The organism is Plantactinospora sp. BB1 (genome assembly GCF_003030385.1).
GTDB lineage: Bacteria > Actinomycetota > Actinomycetes > Mycobacteriales > Micromonosporaceae > Plantactinospora.
Genome location: NZ_CP028159.1, coordinates 1,686,211 through 1,707,265, shown reverse-complemented (window position 1 = coordinate 1,707,265; position 21,055 = coordinate 1,686,211). Strand labels below are relative to the sequence as shown.

Annotated in this window: 15 protein-coding genes and 2 pseudogenes; 4 read left to right on the top strand and 13 right to left on the bottom strand. The window is 73.8% G+C overall.

The window, feature by feature from the left end:
• Positions 1-439 precede the first annotated feature (439 nt).
• Entirely contained in the window at positions 440-1,015 is a 576-nt protein-coding gene (gene hpt, locus C6W10_RS07185) for a hypoxanthine phosphoribosyltransferase (RefSeq protein WP_107257371.1), read from the bottom strand.
• 99 nt (positions 1,016-1,114) lie between these two features.
• On the bottom strand, positions 1,115-1,246 hold the full coding sequence (locus C6W10_RS39190) for a hypothetical protein (RefSeq protein WP_255416216.1): 132 nt from the start codon (positions 1,244-1,246) through the stop codon (positions 1,115-1,117).
• Positions 1,247-1,430: 184 nt separating this feature from the next.
• Between C6W10_RS39190 and C6W10_RS07180 the strand changes: the two genes are divergently transcribed.
• Complete coding sequence (locus C6W10_RS07180) at positions 1,431-2,417, top strand: GlxA family transcriptional regulator (protein ID WP_107257370.1); 987 nt, start codon at positions 1,431-1,433, stop codon at positions 2,415-2,417.
• Between the two features lie 30 nt (positions 2,418-2,447).
• Here the strand turns inward: C6W10_RS07180 and C6W10_RS07175 are convergent, their stop codons facing one another.
• The 6 genes and pseudogenes from C6W10_RS07175 to dacB all read right to left on the bottom strand — a co-directional run bounded on the left by C6W10_RS07175 (position 2,448) and on the right by dacB (position 8,679).
• Positions 2,448-3,305: a hypothetical protein gene (locus C6W10_RS07175; RefSeq protein WP_107257369.1), complete on the bottom strand. Its 858-nt coding sequence runs from the start codon at positions 3,303-3,305 to the stop codon at positions 2,448-2,450.
• 63 nt (positions 3,306-3,368) lie between these two features.
• Entirely contained in the window at positions 3,369-5,012 is a 1,644-nt protein-coding gene (locus C6W10_RS07170) for a gamma-glutamyltransferase family protein (RefSeq protein ID WP_107257368.1), read from the bottom strand.
• A 9-nt stretch (positions 5,013-5,021) separates the two neighbouring features.
• Positions 5,022-5,240, bottom strand: a pseudogene (locus tag C6W10_RS39645) (TilS substrate-binding domain-containing protein); the annotation flags it as partial.
• 101 nt (positions 5,241-5,341) lie between these two features.
• Positions 5,342-6,071: pseudogene (gene tilS, locus C6W10_RS07165) on the bottom strand (tRNA lysidine(34) synthetase TilS); the annotation flags it as partial.
• 7 nt (positions 6,072-6,078) lie between these two features.
• Positions 6,079-7,149: a zinc-dependent metalloprotease gene (locus C6W10_RS07160; protein WP_107257366.1), complete on the bottom strand. Its 1,071-nt coding sequence runs from the start codon at positions 7,147-7,149 to the stop codon at positions 6,079-6,081.
• 48 nt (positions 7,150-7,197) lie between these two features.
• A complete protein-coding gene (gene dacB, locus C6W10_RS07155) occupies positions 7,198-8,679 on the bottom strand; it encodes a D-alanyl-D-alanine carboxypeptidase/D-alanyl-D-alanine-endopeptidase (RefSeq protein WP_234361882.1) in 1,482 nt (493 codons plus the stop codon).
• A 657-nt stretch (positions 8,680-9,336) separates the two neighbouring features.
• On the opposite strand from dacB, the gene C6W10_RS07150 reads away from it, so the two are divergent.
• The gene (locus C6W10_RS07150) at positions 9,337-9,843 is read left to right on the top strand and encodes an inorganic diphosphatase (protein ID WP_107257365.1); all 507 of its coding nucleotides are present in this window, start codon (positions 9,337-9,339) and stop codon (positions 9,841-9,843) included.
• Positions 9,844-9,995: 152 nt separating this feature from the next.
• On the opposite strand, the gene eccD is transcribed toward C6W10_RS07150, so the two are convergent.
• A complete protein-coding gene (eccD, locus tag C6W10_RS07145) occupies positions 9,996-11,423 on the bottom strand; it encodes a type VII secretion integral membrane protein EccD (protein WP_107257364.1) in 1,428 nt (475 codons plus the stop codon).
• A gap of 315 nt (positions 11,424-11,738) precedes the next feature.
• On the opposite strand from eccD, the gene eccCa reads away from it, so the two are divergent.
• Both eccCa and mycP read left to right on the top strand, forming a co-directional pair.
• Positions 11,739-15,719 carry a type VII secretion protein EccCa gene (gene eccCa / locus C6W10_RS07140; protein WP_107257363.1) on the top strand — a complete coding sequence of 1,327 codons (3,981 nt, stop codon included), beginning with the start codon at positions 11,739-11,741 and terminating at the stop codon, positions 15,717-15,719.
• Between the two features lie 173 nt (positions 15,720-15,892).
• Positions 15,893-17,194: a type VII secretion-associated serine protease mycosin gene (mycP, locus tag C6W10_RS07135; RefSeq protein ID WP_369931372.1), complete on the top strand. Its 1,302-nt coding sequence runs from the start codon at positions 15,893-15,895 to the stop codon at positions 17,192-17,194.
• A 110-nt stretch (positions 17,195-17,304) separates the two neighbouring features.
• On the opposite strand, the gene C6W10_RS07130 is transcribed toward mycP, so the two are convergent.
• The 4 genes from C6W10_RS07130 to nth all read right to left on the bottom strand — a co-directional run bounded on the left by C6W10_RS07130 (position 17,305) and on the right by nth (position 20,883).
• A complete protein-coding gene (locus C6W10_RS07130) occupies positions 17,305-18,483 on the bottom strand; it encodes a MarP family serine protease (protein WP_107257362.1) in 1,179 nt (392 codons plus the stop codon).
• A gap of 134 nt (positions 18,484-18,617) precedes the next feature.
• Positions 18,618-19,343: a CoA pyrophosphatase gene (locus tag C6W10_RS07125; protein WP_107257361.1), complete on the bottom strand. Its 726-nt coding sequence runs from the start codon at positions 19,341-19,343 to the stop codon at positions 18,618-18,620.
• Positions 19,340-20,026, bottom strand: a complete 687-nt coding sequence (locus C6W10_RS07120; protein ID WP_234361652.1) for a TlpA disulfide reductase family protein — start codon at positions 20,024-20,026, stop codon at positions 19,340-19,342. Before C6W10_RS07120 ends, C6W10_RS07125 begins: the two co-directional genes overlap by 4 nt.
• The gene (nth, locus tag C6W10_RS07115; RefSeq protein ID WP_369938012.1) at positions 20,023-20,883 is read right to left on the bottom strand and encodes an endonuclease III; all 861 of its coding nucleotides are present in this window, start codon (positions 20,881-20,883) and stop codon (positions 20,023-20,025) included. The genes C6W10_RS07120 and nth overlap by 4 nt, the downstream gene beginning before the upstream one ends.
• Positions 20,884-21,055 lie beyond the last annotated feature (172 nt).

The following is a 21,055-nucleotide window of genomic DNA, read 5'->3' as shown; positions in this document are numbered from 1 at the left end:
CTGATCGACGTCCTGATCGTCTGGTTGCCTTCTGCCGCCGCCGGAGCGGCGGGCCGAAACCGTCCCCTGCGAGCCGGCCTCGACGCCGGGCGCTTGGTACCGCGCCGCGGTCATTCGACGGTACACCGTGAACGCGAGGAGCGAGCCTGCGAGCCCTGGGGTAACAGGTCCGCTTCCGCCGGGGTGCCGGGTGACCACGGACCCGTGCCGGACGCCTGGCCCCGTACGGCCCCATCTTTCGGGTCAAACTGGGCAGGAGGCCCGGCGCGGGATGCTTCCGCGCCACCACCGCATACCGTAACCGCGTTTCCTGGGAGCGCGCTGTACGTCGACTCGATATTTCGGCGACGACATTCAGGATGGTCAGGGCGTATCGGACATCCGTTCACGTCCAAGACGGGACGAGGGGGTCGGAACCGGCCGAAAAGTCCGGACCGGATCAGGACCGGGCGTAGACCTCCGGCTTCAGGACGCCGACGTACGGCACCTCCCGGTAGCGCTCGGCGAAGTCCAGCCCGTAGCCGACGACGAACTCGCTCGGGATGTCGAAGCCGACGTACTTCACCGGGACGGAGACCTTGATCGCGTCCGGCTTGCGGAACAGCGCCACCACCTCGACGCTGGCCGCCGACCGGGACTCCAGATAGCGCAGCAGCCAGGAGAGGGTGAGTCCGGAGTCGACGATGTCCTCCACCACCACCACGTGCCGGCCGGCGATGTCCCGGTCGAGGTCCTTGCGGATCCGGATGGTCCCGGAGGAGGTGGTGCCCTGCCCGTACGTGGAGAGGGCCATGAACTCCAGCTCGGCCGGCGGCCCGTGCCGGCCGAGCGCCCGGGCGAAGTCGGCCATGAACATGACCGCGCCCTTGAGCACGCAGACCAGGATGATTCCGTCCGTGGTGCCGGCGTGGTCCGCCGCCACCTGTTTGGCCAGTTCCGCGATCTTTTCCCGAATCTGCTCCTCCGAGATGATCACGTGGTCGATGTCGGCGTCGTACCAGGAGCCCTGAGCCATGCGCCTAGCCTGCCGTACGCCGGTTCGCGCCCGTCGCCGGGGCGGCACCTTGCCGCGGTGCTCACCCCGGCTGGCCAGGCGGACTCTTCGGCATGGTGCTCAGCCCCGGGGCGAGGACCGCCAGCCACCCTCGCTGGGCCGCCAGTCGGCCGAGTCGCGGCTGTCGGCGGTGAGCCCGAGGAGGGAGGCGAGGAAGAGGACGAGGAAGAAGAGGGAGACGAGGAGTTCCATGGCGGCGTGACCTCTCTTGTCGATGCGGCCGGCCCGGGATGTCGGGCCTGACCAGGTCTTTTGGTTCGCCGCCGGTGCGCACCGGCTGTTCTGATCCAAGTCTGCGCCGCCGGGTACGGTTCGGACAGTGGCAGCTTTGCCACGCACCATCGATTTTCTGCCAGTTCTCGGCTATCGTCGATGCATGCTTCGCAACGTGGCCGTGATCGCCCTGGACCCGGTGGCCCCCTTCGAGCTGGGCGTGCTCTGCGAGGTCTTCGGGACCGACCGGGTCGCCGACGGCTTCCCCGGTTACCGCTTCGACGTCTGCACCCACGACGGCAAGCCCGTCCGCACCCGCTCCGGCTTCGGCCTGACCCCGAGCGCCGACCTGACCCCGGTGGAGGACGCCGACCTGGTCGCCGTGCCCGCGATGCACATCATCGGCGCCCCGATCCCGGAGACCGTGCTGGCCGCGCTGCGCCGGGCCGCCGACCGCGGGGCGTACGTGCTCAGCGTCTGCTCGGGCGCCTTCGTGCTGGCCGCCGCCGGCCTGCTCGACGGGCGCGAGTGCACCACCCACTGGAAGTACGCCGACCGGCTCGCCGAGATGTACCCGCTGGCCAAGGTGCGGTGCAACTCGCTCTACGTGCAGGACGGCAACCTGCTCACCGGTGCCGGCACGGCGGCCGGGATCGACGCCTGCCTGCACCTGGTCCGCCAGGAACACGGCTCGGCGCTCGCCACCAAGCTCGCCCGGCGGATGGTGGTGCCGCCGCACCGCGACGGCGGGCAGGCGCAGTACATCGAGGCGCCGATCGCGCCCACCCCGGCGGCACCCACCCTGGAACCCGTGCTGGGCTGGCTGATCGAGCACCTCGACCGGCCGGTGACCGTGGACGACCTGGCCGCTCGGGCCCACATGGCGCCCCGGACCTTCGCCCGGCGGTTCCGGGCCGAGACCGGCACCACGCCGCACGACTGGATCACCAACCAGCGGGTGCTGCTGGCCCGGCGGCTGCTGGAGGAGACCGAGCTGAGCATCGAGGCGGTGGCCACCCGGGCCGGCTTCGGCGACGCGGCCACCCTGCGGCACCACTTCGGCCGCCGACTCGGCGCCACCCCGCACGCCTACCGGTCGACCTTCCGAGGCCGGCTCCCGGTGACCCGGCACGAGCCGGTCACCGTCTGAGCCTCCGGCGGGCCGGGCGAGCGCGGGCGGTCAGGAGGCGGAGACGAGCCCCACGTCGATCACCGTCGGCCGGTTCACGTCCACGGTGAACGGGCCGAACCGGCCGTACTGGTAGTAGGTGGTCTCCGAGTACGGCACCAGGTCCGAGTCGGTCGCGTCGCTCCCGACGTTCGGCCGGGTGAACCGCCACTTCGACTTCGAGACCTGCACCTCGACGTAGTACCGCTTCGCCGGCACCTGGATCCGGTACGGGCCGAAGCTGTTCGACCAGCCGTAGCTGTCCTCGTCGTCCACGCTCCGCACCGAGTACTGCGTCGGGTCGACGATCGGCTCGCCGGTCCCGCGCACCCCGTCGGCGTTGACGTCGTGCCAGAACACCCCCTGGATCAGGCCCTCACCCACGATCGTGAAGACCTGCTCGTCGGTGTTGTTGCCGGTGTTGCCCTCGCGCGGCGTGCTGACCGTCGCCCGGCCGGTGAGCGGCTGCCCGACCGTGCCGCCGTAGAGGCCGACGGCCAGCCGCACCGGGTACGCCTCGGCGTGCGGCGCGAGTTCCCGCAGGTAGACGCAGTCGGCGCCGGCCGGTGCGACGAACTCGCAGTCCCAGTCGCTGGAGGTGCTCAGCTCCGATGCCTGGAACGGCGCCGGCAGGGTGAGCCTGACCCGGGCGCCCCGGGCCGGCAGCGCGCCGACGTTGCGGACCACGGCGGAGACGCTGCTCCAGCCGCCGGTCGGCAGGATGTTGCGGGGCGCCTCGACCGTGACGGTCACGTCGGCGGACTTCAGCGGGTTGGCCGTGGCCGGCGTGCCGACGGCACCGGCGGTGACGGCGACGATCCCCAGGACGGCCAGCGAGCGTGCCGGCCAGGCGATGGACGGTCGGGGCAAGGAATCCTCCTCGGCGCACAATTGATCACCAACGTTAGGGGATCCCGGCAAGCCCGGAACAGCTCAGTATCCGACCGCGCAGCCGTCGGCCCGAGGCTCCGAACCGGCCACGTAGCCGCCCTCGGGCAGCCGCCAGATCACCTGGCCGTACCCGAAGGCGGACGCCTCGGGCTCGACGGTGATCTCGTGCCCCCGGGCGCGCAACCCCTGCACCGCGTCCCGGCCCGCCCCACCGGCCAGGCCCGGCTCCACCAGCACCGAGCGGCCGGCGTGCCAGTACCAGCGCGGCCGGTCCAGCGCGGCCTGCGGGTCGAGCCCGTCGTCCAGGGTCGCGGAGACCACCTGCACGTGCCCCTGCGGCTGCATGTGCCCGCCCATCACCCCGAACGGGCCCACCGGCTCGCCGTCCCGGCCGAGGAACCCGGGGATGATGGTGTGGAACGGGCGCTTGCCCGGCGCCACCACGTTCGGATGGGCCGGGTCGAGGCTGAACCCGGCACCCCGGTTCTGCAACCCGAAGCCGAGCCCGGGCGGTACCACGAACGAACCGAAGCCCAGGTAGTTGGACTGGATCAGGCTCACCATCATCCCGCCCTCGTCGGCGGCGCAGAGATAGACCGTGCCGCCCCGGGCCGGGTCGCCGGGCGCCGGCGTGCCGGCCGTGTCGGTGACCAGTGCCCGGCGGGCGGCGGCGTACTCCCGCGTGAGCAGGTCGGCGGTCGGCACGTGCACCCGCTCCGGGTCGGCGACGTACGCGTGCGCGTCGGCGAAGCCGAGCTTGACCGCCTCGATCTGCCAGTGCAGCCGCTCGACCGGATCGAGTGCGGCCAGCTCGACCCCGTCCAGGATGTTCAGCGCGAGCAGCGCGGCCACGCCCTGCCCGTTCGGCGGCAGCTCCCACACCTCGTGCCCGCGATAGCCGGCCCGGACCGGATCCACCCAGGTCGAGGCGTGCCCGGCCAGGTCGTCGCCGGTGAGCCGGCCCCCGGTCCGGGCCGCGTACCCGGCCAGGGTCTCGGCGATCCGGCCGGTGTAGAAGTCCGCCGCACCGGTCTCGGCGATCCGGCGCAGCGTGCCGGCGGCGTCCGGGTTGCGCCACCGCTGCCCGACCCGGGGCGCCCGTCCACCGTCGACGGTGAAGACCCGGCCCCACTCGGCGTACTCCTCGCCGGTCAGCCCGGCGTGCACCTCGACCGAGCGGGCCCAGCTCGTCGCGACCCGGGGCGAGACCGGGAAGCCGTGCTCGGCGTAGCCGACCGCGTCGGCGAACAGCTCCGCGAAGGGCAGCCGGCCGAACCGCTCGTGCAGGTCCCGCCAGCCGGCCGGCGCCCCGGGTACGGTCACCGGCAGCCAGCCCCGCGCCGGCATCGCCGGCCCGACCGCCTGCGCACCGCCGTGTCCCGGGGACGGCTCGGCGCCCCGCCCGCCGGTCGCGGCGAGCACCAGCTCCCGGGTCAGCCCGGCCGGTGACCGGCCGGAGGCGTTCAGCCCGTGCAGTCGCTCCCCGTCCCAGACGATCGCGAAGAGGTCGCCGCCGATGTCGTTGGAACCGGGCTGGACCACCGTGAGGGTGATCGCGGTGGCGAGGGCGGCGTCGACGGCGTTGCCGCCCCGGCGCAGTACCGCCAGTCCGGCGGCGGCGGCGAGCGGCTGGCTGGTGGCGACGGCACCGTGCGGCGCGAAGAGCGGCTGTCGGGGGGAGGACATCCCCCATGTCTACTCCGCGACCAGCATCCCGCCGCGCCGGGTCGCCCGGATGCCGCCGGGCAGGTGCGTCGCGCCCTGGCCGCGCCAGGCGGTGACCAGCGAGTTCAGCGCCGCGATGTGCCGGTACGAGAGCGCGGCCGGCGGCGCGCCGAGTTCGCGGCACCAGAGGTGCAGCACCCGGGTACGCACCGCCGGCGGCATCCCGGCCAGCACCGGTACGGCCAGCCCGTCGGCCGCCCCGCCCGCGCTCCCTGCCCCGGGCACGCTCCCCGCCCCGCCCGCGTTCGCCGGCCCGGCCGCCGGGATCCGGGCCTCGGCGTAACCGGCCCGGGCCAGGTCGTCCAGTGCCGCGCCGTCCTCGGCCGCCAGCCGGGCGGTCCGGGCCAGGTTGTCCAGCACCCCGGGGCCGAGCGCCCGGACCAGCACCGGCAGCACGTCGGAGCGGACCCGGGCCCGGGCGTACCGGTCGTCGGTGTTGTGCGGGTCCTCCCACGGGGTCAGCCCGAGCAGCGCGCACGCCTTACGGGTCTGCTCGCGGGTGATCTCCAGCAGTGGACGGGCCAGCGTCACCCCGGCGTACTCCCGGCTGGCCGGCATTCCGGCGAGCCCGCGCGGGCCGGCGCCCCGGGCGAGCGCGAGCAGCACCGTCTCGGCCTGGTCGTCGCGGGTGTGCCCGAGCAGCACGGTGCCGGCGTCGTACCGGTGGGCGGCCTCGACCAGGGCCCGGTAGCGGGCCTCCCGGGCCGCCGCCTCCGGACCGCCCGGCCGGCCGGCGACCTGGACGGTCGCCACCTCGATCGGCGCGAACCCCTGCCCGCCGGCCCACTCCGCGACGTCGGCGGCCCGCCGCGCCGAACCCTCCTGCAAACCGTGGTCGACCGTGACCAGCCCGGCCGGCAGCCCCAGCCGGGCGGCCACGAAGGCGGTGCCGGCGGCCAGCGCGAGCGAGTCGGCGCCGCCCGAGCAGGCGACCAGGACCGGCCGGTTCCGGGGTACGCCGGAAAGCGCCCGCCGGAGCGCGACCCGGATGGCCGCGACCGGCGGCGGCAGGGCTGCCACGGTCGGGTCAGCCGGTGGCGGCGACCGGGCCGACCGGACCGTGCACCCGGGCCACCCAGGCGTCCGGGTCGGAGAGTTCCTCCAGCCGGGGCAGGGTCAGCGGCGAGCTGAAGATCTTGTTGAAGCCCTCCATGCCGACCCGCTCCACCACACCGTGCACGAACTTGCGGCCCTCGGCGTACTGGCGCATCTTGACGTCGACGCCGAGCAGCTTGCGGATCGCCTTCTCCAGCGGGTTGCCGGACTCGCGGCGCCGGTTGAACTTCGCCCGGATCGACTCGACACTCGGGATGACCTCCGGCCCGACGCCGTCCATCACGAACTCCGCGTGCCCCTCCAGCAGGGTCATCAGCGCGGTCAGCCGGTCGAGTACGGCCCGCTGGCCGGGCGTCTGCACGATGTCCAGCACGCTGGCCCGGCTCTCCGGGTTGCGGACCGAGTCGGAGAGGGTGCCGACGCCCCGGCGGATCCGGTCGAGGAAGTTGTCCCCGCCGGCCTGGGAGGCGTCGACGAACGCCTGCACCTCGCCGAGGAAGTGCCCGCGCATCCACGGCACGGCGGTGAACTGGGTGCGGTGGGTCACCTCGTGCAGGCAGACCCAGAGCCGGAAGTCCCGGGGGTCGGCCTGGAGCTTCCGCTCGACCTCGACGATGTTCGGGGCGACCAGCAGCAGTTGGCCGGGGTCGGCGGAGAAGACCTCGTACTGGCCGAGGACCCGGCCGGAGAGGTAGGCCAGCACCGTACCGGCCTGCACCCCGGTCAGCCGGGAACCGATCGTGTCGGTGATGACCCCCGGCGGCCTGTCCCCGGAGAGGCGGGTGATCAGCGGAGTGATCACCTCACGCAGCCCGGCAATGTTGGTCGCCGCCCAGTCCCGCCGGTCCACCACCCGCACCGGCGGATGGGCCACCTGCGAGCGCAGCCCGGTGTACGCCAACACGTGCCCGGCCGCCTCGTCGGTCAGTCGACGCAGCTCGGACACCACCTCGGTCGCCTCGTCGTACGAGACCCGTGGTCCCGACTTTCCCAACGCCCCTGCGGTGGCGGCGGCCAGATCCCAGTCCACGAACTGCGCCATACCACCACCGTACCCGGGTGTTCACACCCCAACCCCGAGCTGGCGGGGTCAGCGGCAGCCGCACCGGGCCAGCGTGGTGGCGATCCGGTCCAGCTCCCGCTGCGCCTCCTCCTGCCCCACCGGCACCCTGTTGGCGAGTACGGCGAAGGCCAGCAGCCGGCCGTCGGCGGTGGTCACCACGCCGGAGATCGCGTGCACCCCGCTCAACGTCCCGGTCTTGGCGCGTACCACGCCCGCCCCGGCCTTGGTCGCCTTCTCGCCGGACCGGTCGAACCGGTCGCGCAGGGTGCCCGACCAGGCCGCCACGGGCAGCCCGGGGAAGAGGTCGGCGAGTTCCGGCCGGGTCCGCTTGGCGGCCATCGTCAGTACGTCGGTCAGCAGACTCGGGGTGACCCGGTTGGCCCGGGACAGCCCGCTGCCGTCGGCGAGCGAACTCTCCGCCGCCGGCAGCCCGAGTTCGCCGACCATCTCGTCGACCGCCTCGGCCGCACCGACGAACGAGGCCGGCTTGTCCCGGCTCAGCGCGACCTGCCGGGCCAGCGCCTCGGCCACCACGTTGTCGCTGTCCCGGAGCATGAACTCGACCAGGCGGATCATCGGCGGCGAGGAGACCCGGCCCAGTTCGGTGCCGGCGCTCTGGGTGCCGGGGCTGGCGCTCGCCGCCGCGGCCGGGGCGGTCGCGGCCGCCGCCGGTGCCTTGCCGATCACCACCGCCGAGTTCGGCAGCCCGAGCAGCTTGGCGAAGGCCCGCCCGGCGGCCTCGTCCGGCTTGGCGTACCGCTCCTGGCCCCGCCCCTTGTCCTCCGGGTCCTTCCGGGCGCCGTCGGTCATCAGCGCCGTGATCACCGCACCGAACCCGCCGGTGGGGATGTCGGGGTCCCAGGCCGGTTCGAGGACCGGGCCGGGGAAGAGGGTGTTGTCGACGATCACCTTCGTCGGCGCGGTGCCGCCGAGCGCCTTCTTGACCTGGGCGGCGAGCCGGTCGAGCCGCCCGGCGCCCGGGTACCAGCCGGTGCCGTTCACCGCCAGCGTCGGGTCACCGGCCCCGATGATCACCACCTCGCCCGGGTTCGCCCCGGCCACCACCCGGGTGGCGATCCGGTACGCCGGGCCACGCGCCGCGAGTACCGCCGCCGCGGTGACCAGCTTGGTGGTCGACGCCGGCACGGTCGGGGTGTCCTGGCCGTTCTCGTAGAGCGCCTGCCCGGTGACCGCGTCGACGACCGAGATGTTCACCTCGTTGCCGAGCGTGGAGGAGGTGACCAGCGGGCCCAGCGCGGCCCGTACGCCCTCCGGGGTGGGTGCCGGAGCGCTCGCCCCGGCGGCCGCGAGTACGGGTGGTGGCGGCGGTTCGCTCGGGTCGACGGCACCGGGTGTCGGCGAGGCGTCCCCGCCCAGCCAGCCGTCCACCGGGCCGGGGCGGACCACGGCCACCCCGGCGACGGCGAGCGCCAGCACGAGGACGCTCGCGAGCACGCCGAGCAGCCTGCCCCGGCCCCGCCGTCCCGTCGGCGGTGGCCCACCGGGCACCGCCCCGCCGACCGGTACCCCGGCAGGCGGGCTGCCGGGCGGCGGCGTACCCGCTGGGAGGGCTCCGTTGCCGGCGGCCGGCGTGCCCGGCGTGTCGCCGCCGGACCGGCCGGGCCAGGCCGGCGGCGCGGGCCGGTCCGACCAGGCGGAGGGGTCGGTCGGAGCCTTCCCCGGGACGCCGGGCGGCACCGGCGGCACCGGCGGGGCCTGGCCGGGCCGGCCGGCGGCACCGGGCGGCGGGATCGGCAGGCTCTGCCCCGGCCAGCCGGCGGCTCCCGGCGGCGGGGTCGCCCGGCCGGACGGCGCGGGTGGGGGAGCCGGGGTGTGCGACGGCGGGATCGGTAGGCTGGTCGGCAGCGGCACGACGGCGCGCCCCCGGACCGGCGCGGACCCGGCCGGCGGCTGCGGGCCGCTGGCGCCCGGCACCACCACCCGGCCCTGCGCCGGGTGCTCCGGCGGGTTCTCTCCGGTCAGGCCCGAGTGTGAATCTTCACTCCCCACCGGCCCCTCCTCCCCGTCGAATTCTGCCTAGGCGACACTACTTTGGTCCGAACACCGCACGGGGGCCGGCGGCAAGGTGAATCGCGAGATCACCCGCGCAGGTGCCGACCGTTGTGGTTCCGTTGGCCAGCGCCGGCAAACGAGGGAGCGTGCGAGATGGATTTCGACGTCACGGTTGAGATCCCCAAGGGTCACCGAAACAAGTACGAGGTGGACCACGCGACCGGCCGGATCCGGCTGGACCGCACCCTCTTCACGTCGACCCAGTACCCGGCGGACTACGGCTTCATCGAAGGCACGCTGGGCGAGGACGGCGATCCACTCGACGCTCTGGTGCTGGTACCCGAACCCACGTTTCCAGGTTGCCTCATCCGGTGCCGGACGATCGGCATGTTCCGGATGACGGACGAGAAGGGCGGCGACGACAAGGTCCTCTGCGTGCCGTACGAGGACCCGCGTCAGGAGCACCTGCGGGACATCCACCACCTCGGCGAGTTCGACCGGTTGGAGATCCAGCACTTCTTCGAGGTGTACAAGGACCTGGAACCAGGCAAATCGGTCGAGGGCGCCACCTGGGTCGGTCGGACCGAGGCGGAGGCGGAGATCCGGACGTCCTTCCGCCGGCACCAGGAAGCGGTCGAACGGGGCGAGTCGCCGCACTGACCCCCGATAACACGGCAACCGGCCGGTGGCACCCCGTCAGGGGCCACCGGCCGATTTCGGTTCACGTCGGGCTGACCGCCCGGCTCCGGCCGATGTCGGTTCACGTCCGCGCCGACCGCCCGGCTCCGGCCGAGACGGGCCGGGCGCGCGGGTCAGCCGAGCAGACCCCGCGCCTGGGCGTACAGGCCGAGCACGGCGCAGGCCACCGGCACCACCGCGATCACCATCAGGGTGTCGATGATGTCGGCGGTCCGGCCCAGGTAGGGCCCCGGCTCCCGCTTCGAGTAGGTCGCGCCGGCCCCGATCACCACCAGGGCGAGCACCAGGCCGCCGGCGGTGAGCAGCAGCAGGCCGGTCTCCTGCATCCGGAACAGCAGGGCGATCCCGAGCACCACCGCGCTGCCGATCCCGGCCGCCATCAGCGGCACCCGCTGCCGGACCGTGACGAAGAGCCGGGAGCGCAGCAGCAGGGCCGCCGCCGAGACCGCGACCATCAGCCGGCCGGAGAAGCCGCCCGCGACCACCAGCACCAGCGCCGCCACCACGGCGAGCACGGCGTGCCCGACCAGCATGCCGGTGAGCATCTCCTCGGTCCGGGCGACGGCCGCGAAGACCCGCCCCCGGTCCGGCCGCTCCCGCACGCCGCTCTGCTGCGGAGTCGACGCGGTGAAGCCCTCCGCCGCCTCGGCACCGGTGGGCAGCGTGATCGGCGGCATCGGCAGCTTGCCGAAGCGGATCGCCAGCAGCGGCAGCATGCCGATCGCGCAGACCAGCGCGGCCATCAGGATCGCCGCCGACCCCGCCGCCGAGAGCACGAACCCGACCAGCGCGGTCAGCGCGCCGAGCAGCCCGACCGAGACACCGGCGGCGTAGACCCGCAGCCCGGCGGCGACCCCGACCATGCCGAGCACCGCGATCAGCAGCAGCGCGACCGAGCCGGCCAGCGCCTCCGGCGCACCGAGCCAACTGATCCAGCCGACCACGCCCACCGGATCGCCGGAGGCGACCAGCAGGGCGCCGCCGAAGAAGGCGAACGGCATCGCGTACCCGCCGAGGGCGGCACCGGCCGTGGCGTCCCCGTACGCCCGGGAGGCCACCACCGCGCCCAGGGTCAGCAGTACGGCGGCACCGAGCGCGACAAAGGCGCCCAGCTCCCAGAGCGTGCCACCGGCGATCACCGCGAAGAGGCAGACGGCGAGCAGCGCACCCGCCGCGGTGAGCGTGCCGATCCGGGTGTTCCGGCCGGACCACGCGCTGCCCCGGCGCCTCGCCCCGTCGGCGATCGCCTCGACCACGTCGTCGTACTCCAGCTCGGGCCACTGTGCCCGGGCCGGGACGAGGTGCAGCACGTCGCCGTCGCGTACCCCCTGCGGCAGCAGGGCCTTGCCGGCGGCCAGTGGTTCGCCGTCGGTGCGGCGCAGCAGCCACCCGCCGTGCTTCTCGCCGTCGTCGGCCAGTCCCTCGCCGGCATGCCGGAGAACCTCGGGCAGGAGTTCGGCCAGCGGCAGGTGTTCGGGCAGCGCGACGTCCACCCGTCGTTGCGGCGCGCTGATCGTGACGCGGGCGAGCCCGGTACTCATCGACAGTCCTCCATCGAGGGGGCAACCCATGGCTGCGCGGACGACCGCACTTTACCTAGGATGGGTCACACTCGTCCGACCGAGCGCGATGACATTTGCGACGCGGGGGCGTCGGATGGCCCGCCAGGACGGCCAACTCCAACCGTCGGCGTGGCCTTAGGGGAGGTCTGGAATGGACACGGGTAGCCAGGGCCGGGGCGGCACAGACCGCGCCGGAGGAGCCCCGGAGCTCGGCGTACGGCCCGATGGCGGCCGGTCCGGGCCGGCGGGCGACGGCCGGCGGGCCAGCGCGGAGCGGGTGGCGGGAGGCGACCGGTGAGTACCGTCGTCATCAAGCGCCCACCACGCCGTCCCGCACCGGAGATCCCCACCGGTGAACTGGCCGTCGAGGCGCCGCCCGAGATCCCGCAGGCGACCGGCGGCAAGTGGCAGCAACTGATGATGGTGCTGCCGATGCTCGGCGGCTCGGTCGCGATGGCGATGATGTTCGGCCGGGGCGGCGGCGCCTACTCGTACGTCGTCGGCGCCATGTTCGGCATCTCCTCGCTCGCCATGGTGGCGTCCTCCTGGGGCAGCGCCTCGGGTTCGCCGAAGAAGTCGGAGATGATGCAGGCCCGCCGGGAATACCTGCGGCACCTGGCGACGCTGCGGCGGCGGGTCCGGGAGACCGCGTCGAAGCAGCGGGCCGGGCTCTTCTACCGGCACCCCGACCCGACCCAGCTCTGGTCCACTGTGGGCAGTTACCGGGTCTGGGAGCGGCGCCCCAGCGACGGCGACTTCGGCGTCGTCCGGGTCGCGGTCGGCCCGCAGACCCTGGCCACCCCGCTGGTGCCGCCGGTGACCCGGCCGCTGGAGGACCTGGAGCCGATGACCGCCGGTGCGCTGCGCCGGTTCCTCGACGCGTACTCGGTGGTGCCGGACCTGCCGGTGGCGCTCTCCATCCGGGGCTTCGCCCGGGTCTTCGTCCGCAGCGCACCCCACCAGCGCGACCAGTCCCGCGAGCCGGCCGGCGGCGACCCGCAGGCGCTGGCCCGGGCGGTGCTCACCCAGCTCTCGGTCTTCCACGCCCCCGAGGAGCTGCTGATCGCGATCTGCGCCGGCCCCGAGCGTCGGGCCCGGTGGGAGTGGGTCAAGTGGCTGCCGCACGCCCACCACCCGACCGCCGTGGACGCGCTCGGCCCGGTACGCCTGGTGGCGAGTTCCGCGGTCGAGCTGGAGAAGCTCATCGACGACGTGGTCGGCAACCGGTCCCGGTTCAGCCTCTCCGGCCCGGCGACCGACGGCCCGCACGTGGTGATCGTGCTCGACGGCGGCGACCTGAGCGGCGCCGGCTACCTGGCCGGGGACAGCGGCATCGACGCGGTGACCATCGTCGACCTGGACAGCCCGCCGCCCCGGCTGCTGGACCGGGCCATGCTGGTGCTGGAGACCGACGGCGGCCGGCTGAACACCTACTCGATGGACGGGCAGGCCGAGGTCGGCACCCCCGACCGGCTCAGCGTCGAGGAGGCCGAGGCGGTGGCCCGCCGGCTCGCCCCGCTGCGGCTCGCCGCCGCCCAGAAGGGCTCCTCGGACGACTCCCTGGTCAAGGAGATGACCCTGGGCGAGCTGCTCGGGGTCGGCGACCCGGAGAACTTCAGCACCGTGCAGGGCTGGGCGCCCCGGCCCAACCGGGACAAGCTGCGGGTGCCGATCGGCGTCGGCGGCGACGGCGGCGTGGTCGACCTCGACCTCAAGGAGTCCGCACAGGACGGTATGGGCCCGCACGGCCTGCTCATCGGCGCCACCGGTTCCGGCAAGTCCGAGCTGCTGCGTACCCTCGTGCTCGGCCTGGCGGCGACGCACTCGTCCGAGGCGCTCAACTTCGTCCTGGTCGACTTCAAGGGTGGCGCGACCTTCGCCTCGCTGGACCGGCTGCCGCACACCGCCGCCGTGATCACCAACCTCGCCGACGAGCTACCGCTGGTCGACCGGATGGTCGACGCCATCAACGGCGAGATGATCCGCCGGCAGGAGTTGCTCCGCAAGGCCGGCAACTACGCCAACCTGAAGGACTACGACAAGGCCCGCTCCGGCGGTGCGGCGCTGGCACCGCTCCCCTCGCTGCTGATCATCTGTGACGAGTTCTCCGAGCTGCTCAGCGCCAAGCCCGACTTCATCGACCTCTTCGTGCAGATCGGCCGGCTGGGCCGGTCGCTCGGGGTGCACCTGCTGCTCGCCTCGCAGCGGCTGGAGGAGGGACGGCTGCGCGGGCTGGACACGCACCTGTCGTACCGGATCGGTCTGCGGACCTTCTCCGCGCTGGAGTCCCGGGCGGTGCTCGGCGTGCCGGACGCGTACGAGCTGCCTCGGGCACCCGGGCACGGCTACCTGAAGTTCGGCACCGAGCCACTGGTCCGGTTCAAGGCGGCGTACGTCTCCGGGCCGTACCAGAAGGCCACCGCGGGCGGGCCGGGCGCGCAGGGCTACACGGGTCCCCGGCTGCTGTCGTACTCGACGCACTTCGTGCCGGTACCGAAGCCGGTGGTGCAGGCCGCCCCGAAGCCGGCCCCGGAGGACCCGGCGGCGCAGAGCCTGCTCGACGTGATGGTCTCCCGGCTGGTCGGCCAGGGCCCGCCGGCCCACCAGGTCTGGCTGCCGCCGCTCTCCCAGGCCCCGGCGCTGGACGAGATCCTCGGGCCGGTGATCACCGACCCGGCGCGCGGGCTCACCTTCGGCAACCCCGAACTGCACGGCGCGCTCCAGGTGCCGGTGGCGATGATCGACAAGCCGTTCGAGCAGCGCCGTGACCTGCTCTGGCTCTCCCTGGAGGGCGGCGCCGGGCACGTCGCGGTGGCCGGCGGTCCGCAGTCCGGCAAGTCGAGCCTGCTGCGCACCATGATCTGCGGGCTGGCGCTCACCCACACCCCGGCCGAGGTGCAGGTCTACTGCCTCGACTTCGGTGGTGGCTCGCTCGCCGCGCTCCGCGACCTGCCGCACGTCGGCGGGGTCGCCGGCCGGTCCGAGGCGGCGGCGGTACGCCGTACCGTCGGCGAGATCTCCACCCTGCTCAACGAGCGCGAGCAGCGCTTCGCCGAGCTGGGCGTGGAGTCGATGCCGGCGTACCGGAAGCGGCGCGCCTCGGCCGGCGGCGTCGGGGTCGGCGCGGACCCGTTCGGTGACGTCTTCCTGGTCATCGACGGCTGGCCGACCCTGCGCGGCGAGTACGACGACCTGGAACCCCTGGTCACCGACATCGCCACCCGTGGCCTCTCGTACGGCGTGCACGTGGTCGCGGCGGCGCCGCGCTGGATGGACTTCCGGCCGGCGATCCGCGACCTCTTCGGCTCCCGGCTGGAGTTGCGGCTCGGTGACCCGACCGACTCGATCGTCTCCCGCAAGGCGGCGGTGAACGTGCCGGAGAAGACGCCGGGTCGCGGCATCACCGCCGAGAGCCTGCACTTCCTGACCGTGCTGCCGGAGCTGTCCAGCCTCGGCGGCGGGCAGACCCAGGCACTGGTCAAGGCGGTCGCCGGCAACTGGAGCGGCGCACCCGCCCCCCGGGTCCGGCTGCTTCCGCCGGTGCTGCCCTACGCCGACCTGGACGTCGCCGGTGCGGCCGGCCTGCGGCTGCCGATCGGCATCTCCGAGGCCGACCTCCAGCAGGTGTCGATCGACTTCGCCTCCGAGCCGCACTTCCTGCTCTTCGGCGACGCCGAGTGCGGCAAGTCGTCCTTCCTGCGGGCGCTGGCCACCTCGATCACCAGCCGGTACACCCCGGAGCAGGCCCGGATCATCCTGGTCGACTTCCGGCGCAGCCTGCTCGGTGTGATCCAGTCCGACCACCTGATCGGGTACGGCACCGCCGCCCAGGCGACCAGCGAGCTGATCGAGTCGGTCGCCGGTTACATGCAGCGCCGGCTGCCCGGCCCGGACGTCACCCCGCAGCAGTTGCGGGACCGCTCCTGGTGGACCGGGCCGGAGCTGTTCGTCCTCGTCGACGACTACGACCTGGTCGCCACCGGCCCGAACAACCCGCTGCTGCCGCTGGTGGAATACCTGCCCCAGGCCCGGGACGTCGGTCTGCACCTGGTGCTGACCCGGCGTTCGGGTGGCGCCTCCCGGTCGCTCTACGAGCCGATCATCCAGCGGCTCCGGGAACTCTCCTCCCCCGGTCTGGTGATGTCCGGCAGCAAGGACGAGGGCGCCCTGATCGGCTCGGTACGCCCCGGCCCGATGCCGCCCGGCCGGGGCCGGCTGGTCACCCGGAAGGAAGGGATCCGGCTGGTGCAGCTGGCCTACCTTCCGTCGACCTGACCCTTCGTCGAGCCCGAGGGCCCGGCCGACCCGATCACCCGGGTGGCCGGGCCCTCGGTCTCGGGGCGGTGGACAGTGGATCTCAGATCGGTTGCAAAGTTTCACCACGCGACAGGGGTGAAACGGGGTAACCTCCGTGCATCATGTGTCCCCCGGGGTGAAATGACCATGCTGTGACCAGGCTGCCGCAGATACCCGAACGTGCTGTCGCCCGGGTCGCCGGAGTGGCGCTGCTCGCCACGGCCGGGATCGCCGGATCGCTGTTCGGTCCGCGTCCGGCACCGGCGACGGCCGCCGTGCCGGCGCCGCCGCTCAGCCTGCCCGTGCTGGCCGACGCGGTACGCGACGAGCAGTGGCAGTTGGACGAGTTCAACGCCAAGGCCATCTGGAAGGTCGCCGCCGGCAAGGGCGTCACGGTGGCGGTGGTCGACTCCGGAGTGGACGCCTCACACGCCGACCTCGCCGGACAGGTGCTGCCCGGCATCGACCTGGTCGACGGGAGCGGCAACGGCCAGACCGACCCGGTGGGGCACGGCACCACGGTCGCCGCGCTGATCGCCGGCCGTAACGACGACACCCGGGGCGTCGCCGGGCTCGCCCCCAAGGCCAAGATCCTGCCGGTCCGGGTGCTCGACGAGGAGAACCGCTACGACGACGCGCTGATCGTGGCGAAGGGCGTCCGGTGGGCGGTCGACAACGGCGCCCAGGTGGTGAACCTGTCGCTGGGCGGCACCGGGGAAAGCCCCGCACTCGCCGCCGCCCTCGACTACGCCTTCGCCCGGGACGTGGTCGTCGTCGCCTGCACCGGCAACCTCGGCTCGTCCGCCGGCAAACGCGTCTGGTATCCGGCCCGCGAGCCGGGCGTGGTCGCCGTGGCCGGCCTGGAACGTGAGAGCGACGCGCTCTGGTCGGGCTCGATCACCGGCGCCGAGACGGTGCTCTCCGCCCCGGCCACCGGCCTCACCGGCGCCCGGCCGGGCGGCTTCTGGCGGGTCCAGGGCACCAGCTTCGCCGCGCCGCTGGTGGCCGCGGCGGCGGCCCTGGTCCGGTCACACTGGCCGAAGATGTCCGCCGGTGACGTGGTCAACCGGCTGATCAACACCGCCCGGGACGTCGGCCCCTCCGGCCGGGACGACCGGTTCGGCTTCGGTGTCGTCGACCCGGTCGCCGCGTTGAACGGCGAGGTGTCGAGCGTACGGAGCAATCCGCTGGACGACGGCGCGGCGCCGCCCGGCGTCGCCGGCTTCGGCTCCGCGCCCGGTCAGGAGTCCGCGACCCCGCCGCCCGGCGACGGCGCGGAGAGCGTCGGTACCGCCGCCTCCGGCCGTTCCGCCGACTGGACCGCCCAGGCGGCGGGAAACCAGGTCGACGACCCGTCACCCGGGCTGTGGAGCGGTGCCGGGCTGCTCTTCCTGGTGGTCGTCGCCGGTGCGGTGCTGGTGGCCCGGCGCCGCTTCCCCCGCGACCACCCCTGACAGCGGCCTCCTCGACCGCGAGCCCGTGACCGGTTCAGGAGCCTGTTACCGGTTGAGGAGCCTGCTACCGGGTCAGGAGCCTGTTACCGGTTAGGGAGCCCGGTCACCGGTCAGGTGCAGGCGCCGGTGTTGGTGACCCTGGTCCGTTCCAGGCCGGTGCTGGCGGTGGAGCGGGCCTCGTCGGCCGTCACCGCGAAGCCGGTGTTCGGGTCGTCGGCTGCCGCCGCGAAGATCACCCCGAGCACCTGACCGTCCGGGGCGACCAGTGGGCCACCGGAGTTGCCGCTGCGGACCAGCCCCCGGATCGTGTAGATCTCCCGGTTGACCCGGCCCGACTCGTAGATGTCCGGACCGGCGATCTCGCCGACGTCACGGATCCGCGCCGGCTGCGCGTTGTAGGGCCCGTCCAGCGGGAACCCGAGCACGATGGCATCGTCCTCGATCGCCGCCTCACCGGTGGCGAACCGCATCACCGGGGCGGACAGCTCCGGTACGTAGAGCACCGCCAGGTCGCGGTCCGGGTCGTAGACGACCACCCGGGCGCTGTGCCGCTCACCGGCCACCTCGACCTGGACGGTCCGGGTGCCGGCCACCACGTGCGCGTTGGTCATCACCCGGTTCTCGGCGTAGACGAAACCGGAGCCCTCGATCCGGCGGGAGCAGCTGGGCGCGTTGCCGAGCACCTTCACCACCGAACGCCGCCCGTTCACCACCACCTGCGAGCCGGCCAGCGCCGGGTCGGGCGAGGCCACCTCGCGGGACCGGGTCGGGGCCAGCCCGCCGAAGACGTCCGGGAAGCCGTTGGTGTCGACGGTGTCCCGCAGCGCCCGGGACAGCGCCTGCGCCTCCGGCGGCAGTACCCGGTCCACCACGGTCAGCAGCGCGCTGTTGCGGACCGCGCTGGCCAGCCCTGGCAGCGAGGAGGAGGCCAGCGGTACGGCCACCAGCCAGGCCACCAGGAGTACGGCGAGCAGCGAGACCACCGCCCCGCCGACGTCGTCGGCCGTCCGGCCGGCCTGGCTGGTGATGGCGTGCCGCAGGTGTGAGCCGAGCCAGCCGGCGAGCGCCTGGCCGAGCACCGCCAGGCCGAAGATCGAGGCCAGCGCGACCACGACCCGGGTCGAGTTGCTGGTGAACTGCTCCGCGAGCAGCGGACCGACCTGCAACCCGATCAGTGCGCCGCCGAAGAAGCCGGTGAAGGAGAGCAGACCGATGACGAATCCCTGCCGGTAGCCGCTGATCGCGAACAGCAACATGAGCAGGATCAGAACGACATCCACCACCGACACCCGTTCAGGGTACGGGGGAGAACTGGGAATGGCCTGGGCCACCGACGCTTACCGCCGAATCGGTGCCTGGCACCACTCCCCGCCGCAGGCGCCCCGCACCACCCCCGCACGGCTCGCCTCGTCGGTTTCCCGGGTCAGGAGGGTGTCGTCGGCCGGGTCAGCTCGTCGGCTTCGTCGGCCTCGTCGGCCTCCACGATGCCGGGCGCGGAACCCGGCGGCGGGCTCGTCGGCGGCAGGTCGAGAATCCGGTCCTGCGGCCAGGGTCGCGCCCAGCCGGCCATCTCCAACAGCGTGGCGAGCACCCCTGCGGTGAACCCCCAGACCAGCATGCCCCGGGACTGGAAGGCCGGCCCGATCCAGCCGCTCGGATGGCGTACCCGGACCCGGTTGGCCGGGTCGACGAGTTCGGCGATCGGCAGCCGGGCGACGTGCGCCACCTCGGCCGGCTCCCGCGAGTGCACCGGATGGGGCCGGTGCCACCAGGCGAGTACCGGGGTGACGACGAAGTCGCTGACCGGAATCCACAGCCGGGGCAGTTGCGCCAGCACGGTGACGCTGGTCGGATCGAGGCCGACCTCCTCGTGCGCCTCCCGCAGGGCGGTCGCCGCCGCGTCCTCGTCCTCCGGATCGCACGCCCCGCCGGGAAAGGCCGGCTGCCCGGCATGGGTACGCAGGGTCGCGGCCCGTTGCAGGATCAGTACGTCGAGCCCGTGCTCGGGCTGCTCGCCGAGGAGCACCAGTACGGCACTGTCCCGCCCTCCGTTGGCCGGGGTGCGTACCCGGGTGAAGTCCTCGGTGCGGGCCGACCGGACCCGGGTGAGCAGCGGCTCGCACCAGGCCGGAAGTTCGTGCTCGGTCACGACGGCACCGCCACCCCCAGGTGCCGCCGGACGAGCGTGGCCAGCTCGGCGTCGTCGAGGGCGCCCGTCTCGTCCCGGTGCCGGATCCGCCCCTCGGCGTCCACGAAGAGCGTGACCGGCAGTACCGCCCGACCGCCCAGCCCGGTCAGCAGCTTCTTGTCCCGGTCGTAGAGGTTGGGAAACTCCAGCCCGAAGTCCTCGCCGATCGACTGGGCGGCGGGGCGCGAGTCCCCGCTGTTCACCCCGACCACCCGGAGCCGGTCGCCGGCCCGGTCGGCGAGCCGCTGGAACGCGGGCAGCTCCTTGCGGCACGGCGCGCACCACGAGGCCCAGAGGTTGAGTACGGCCGGCCCGCGCAGCTCGGCCACGGCGACCTCGCCGGCCCCGACGAAGCAGGGCAGCTCCAGCGCCGGCAACGACCGTCCCGCTGCCGCTGTCGCGCCGGGCGTGCTCGCCGGGGTGCTGGTTGTGTTGGCCGGGGTGCCGGACGTGCCGGGCGAGGCGTTGGTTGTGCCGGATGTGCCGGCCGGGGTGGTCAGCGCGGCGCAGTCGGTGAAGGCGGTCGTCGTGGCGCTCTGCCCGACCGGCGCCGGTCCGGTCTCCGGCTCCGCGTTCCGGCCGGTGCAGGCGGTGCCGAGCAGCAGCAGTGCCAGCAGCGGCCCGCCGAGTGTCAGCCGCTTCACGGGGTGTCGCCGGCGGCGGCGGTCGCCGGCACCAGGTCGGGATCGACCCCGGCCTGCACCGCCAGCTCCCGGGCCCGGGGACCCTTGAGCAGTTTCGCGGCGGCGGCCGGGTCGGTCGGGCCGAGTCCGTAGGAGGGGCAGAGCCGGGCCAGGGTGCAGGCACCGCAGGCCGGCTTGCGGGCGTGGCAGACCCGCCGGCCGTGGAAGATCACCCGGTGCGAGAGCATGGTCCAGTCGCGCCGCTCGTAGAGCGCGCCGACGGCGTGCTCGATCTTGACCGGGTCGGTTTCGGTGGTCAGCTCCCAGCGGTGCATCAACCGGTCGAAATGGGTGTCGACGGTTATCCCGGGCACCCCGAAGGCGTTGCCGAGGATGACGTTGGCGGTCTTGCGGCCGATCCCGGGCAGGGTCACCAGGTCTTCGATCCGGTGGGGCACCTGGCCGTCGTACCGCTCGACGAGCTGGCGACCGAGGTTGATCAGAGAATTGGTCTTGTTCCGGAAGAACCCGGTGGGCCGGATCATCTCCTCCAGCTCGGCCCGGTCCGCCCCGGCGTAGTCGGCCGCCGTCGGATAGCGAGCGAACAGCTTCGGCGTCACCTCGTTGACCCGCTGGTCGGTGCATTGCGCGGAGAGGATGGTCGCCACCGCCAGTTGCAGCGGACCCTGGTGGTTGAGCTCGCAGTGGGCGTCGGGATGCGTCTCGGTCAGCACCCGGCCGATCCGCCGGGCCCGCCGCTTGCGGCCCAGCTCTGATTCGACGGTACGGCGGGTCGGCCGCGCCGTCCGGATCGCCCGGGTCGCCTCGCCGGGCGCGACTCCGACTCCGGTCTGCGCGGAGTCGTCAGTGGCACTCACGCCGGCCAGCCTACGTCGCGGCGCCGACATCGACCCGGGGGAGCCCGCCCCGGCCGAACCCTGGGAAAGCCCCGCCCCGAGGGCCGGCCGCCTCGGCATCCCGCCGCCCCGGCATCCCGCCGCCCCGGCATCCCGCCGCCCCGGCTCGCGCCGGACCGGCACGCGGTCCCGC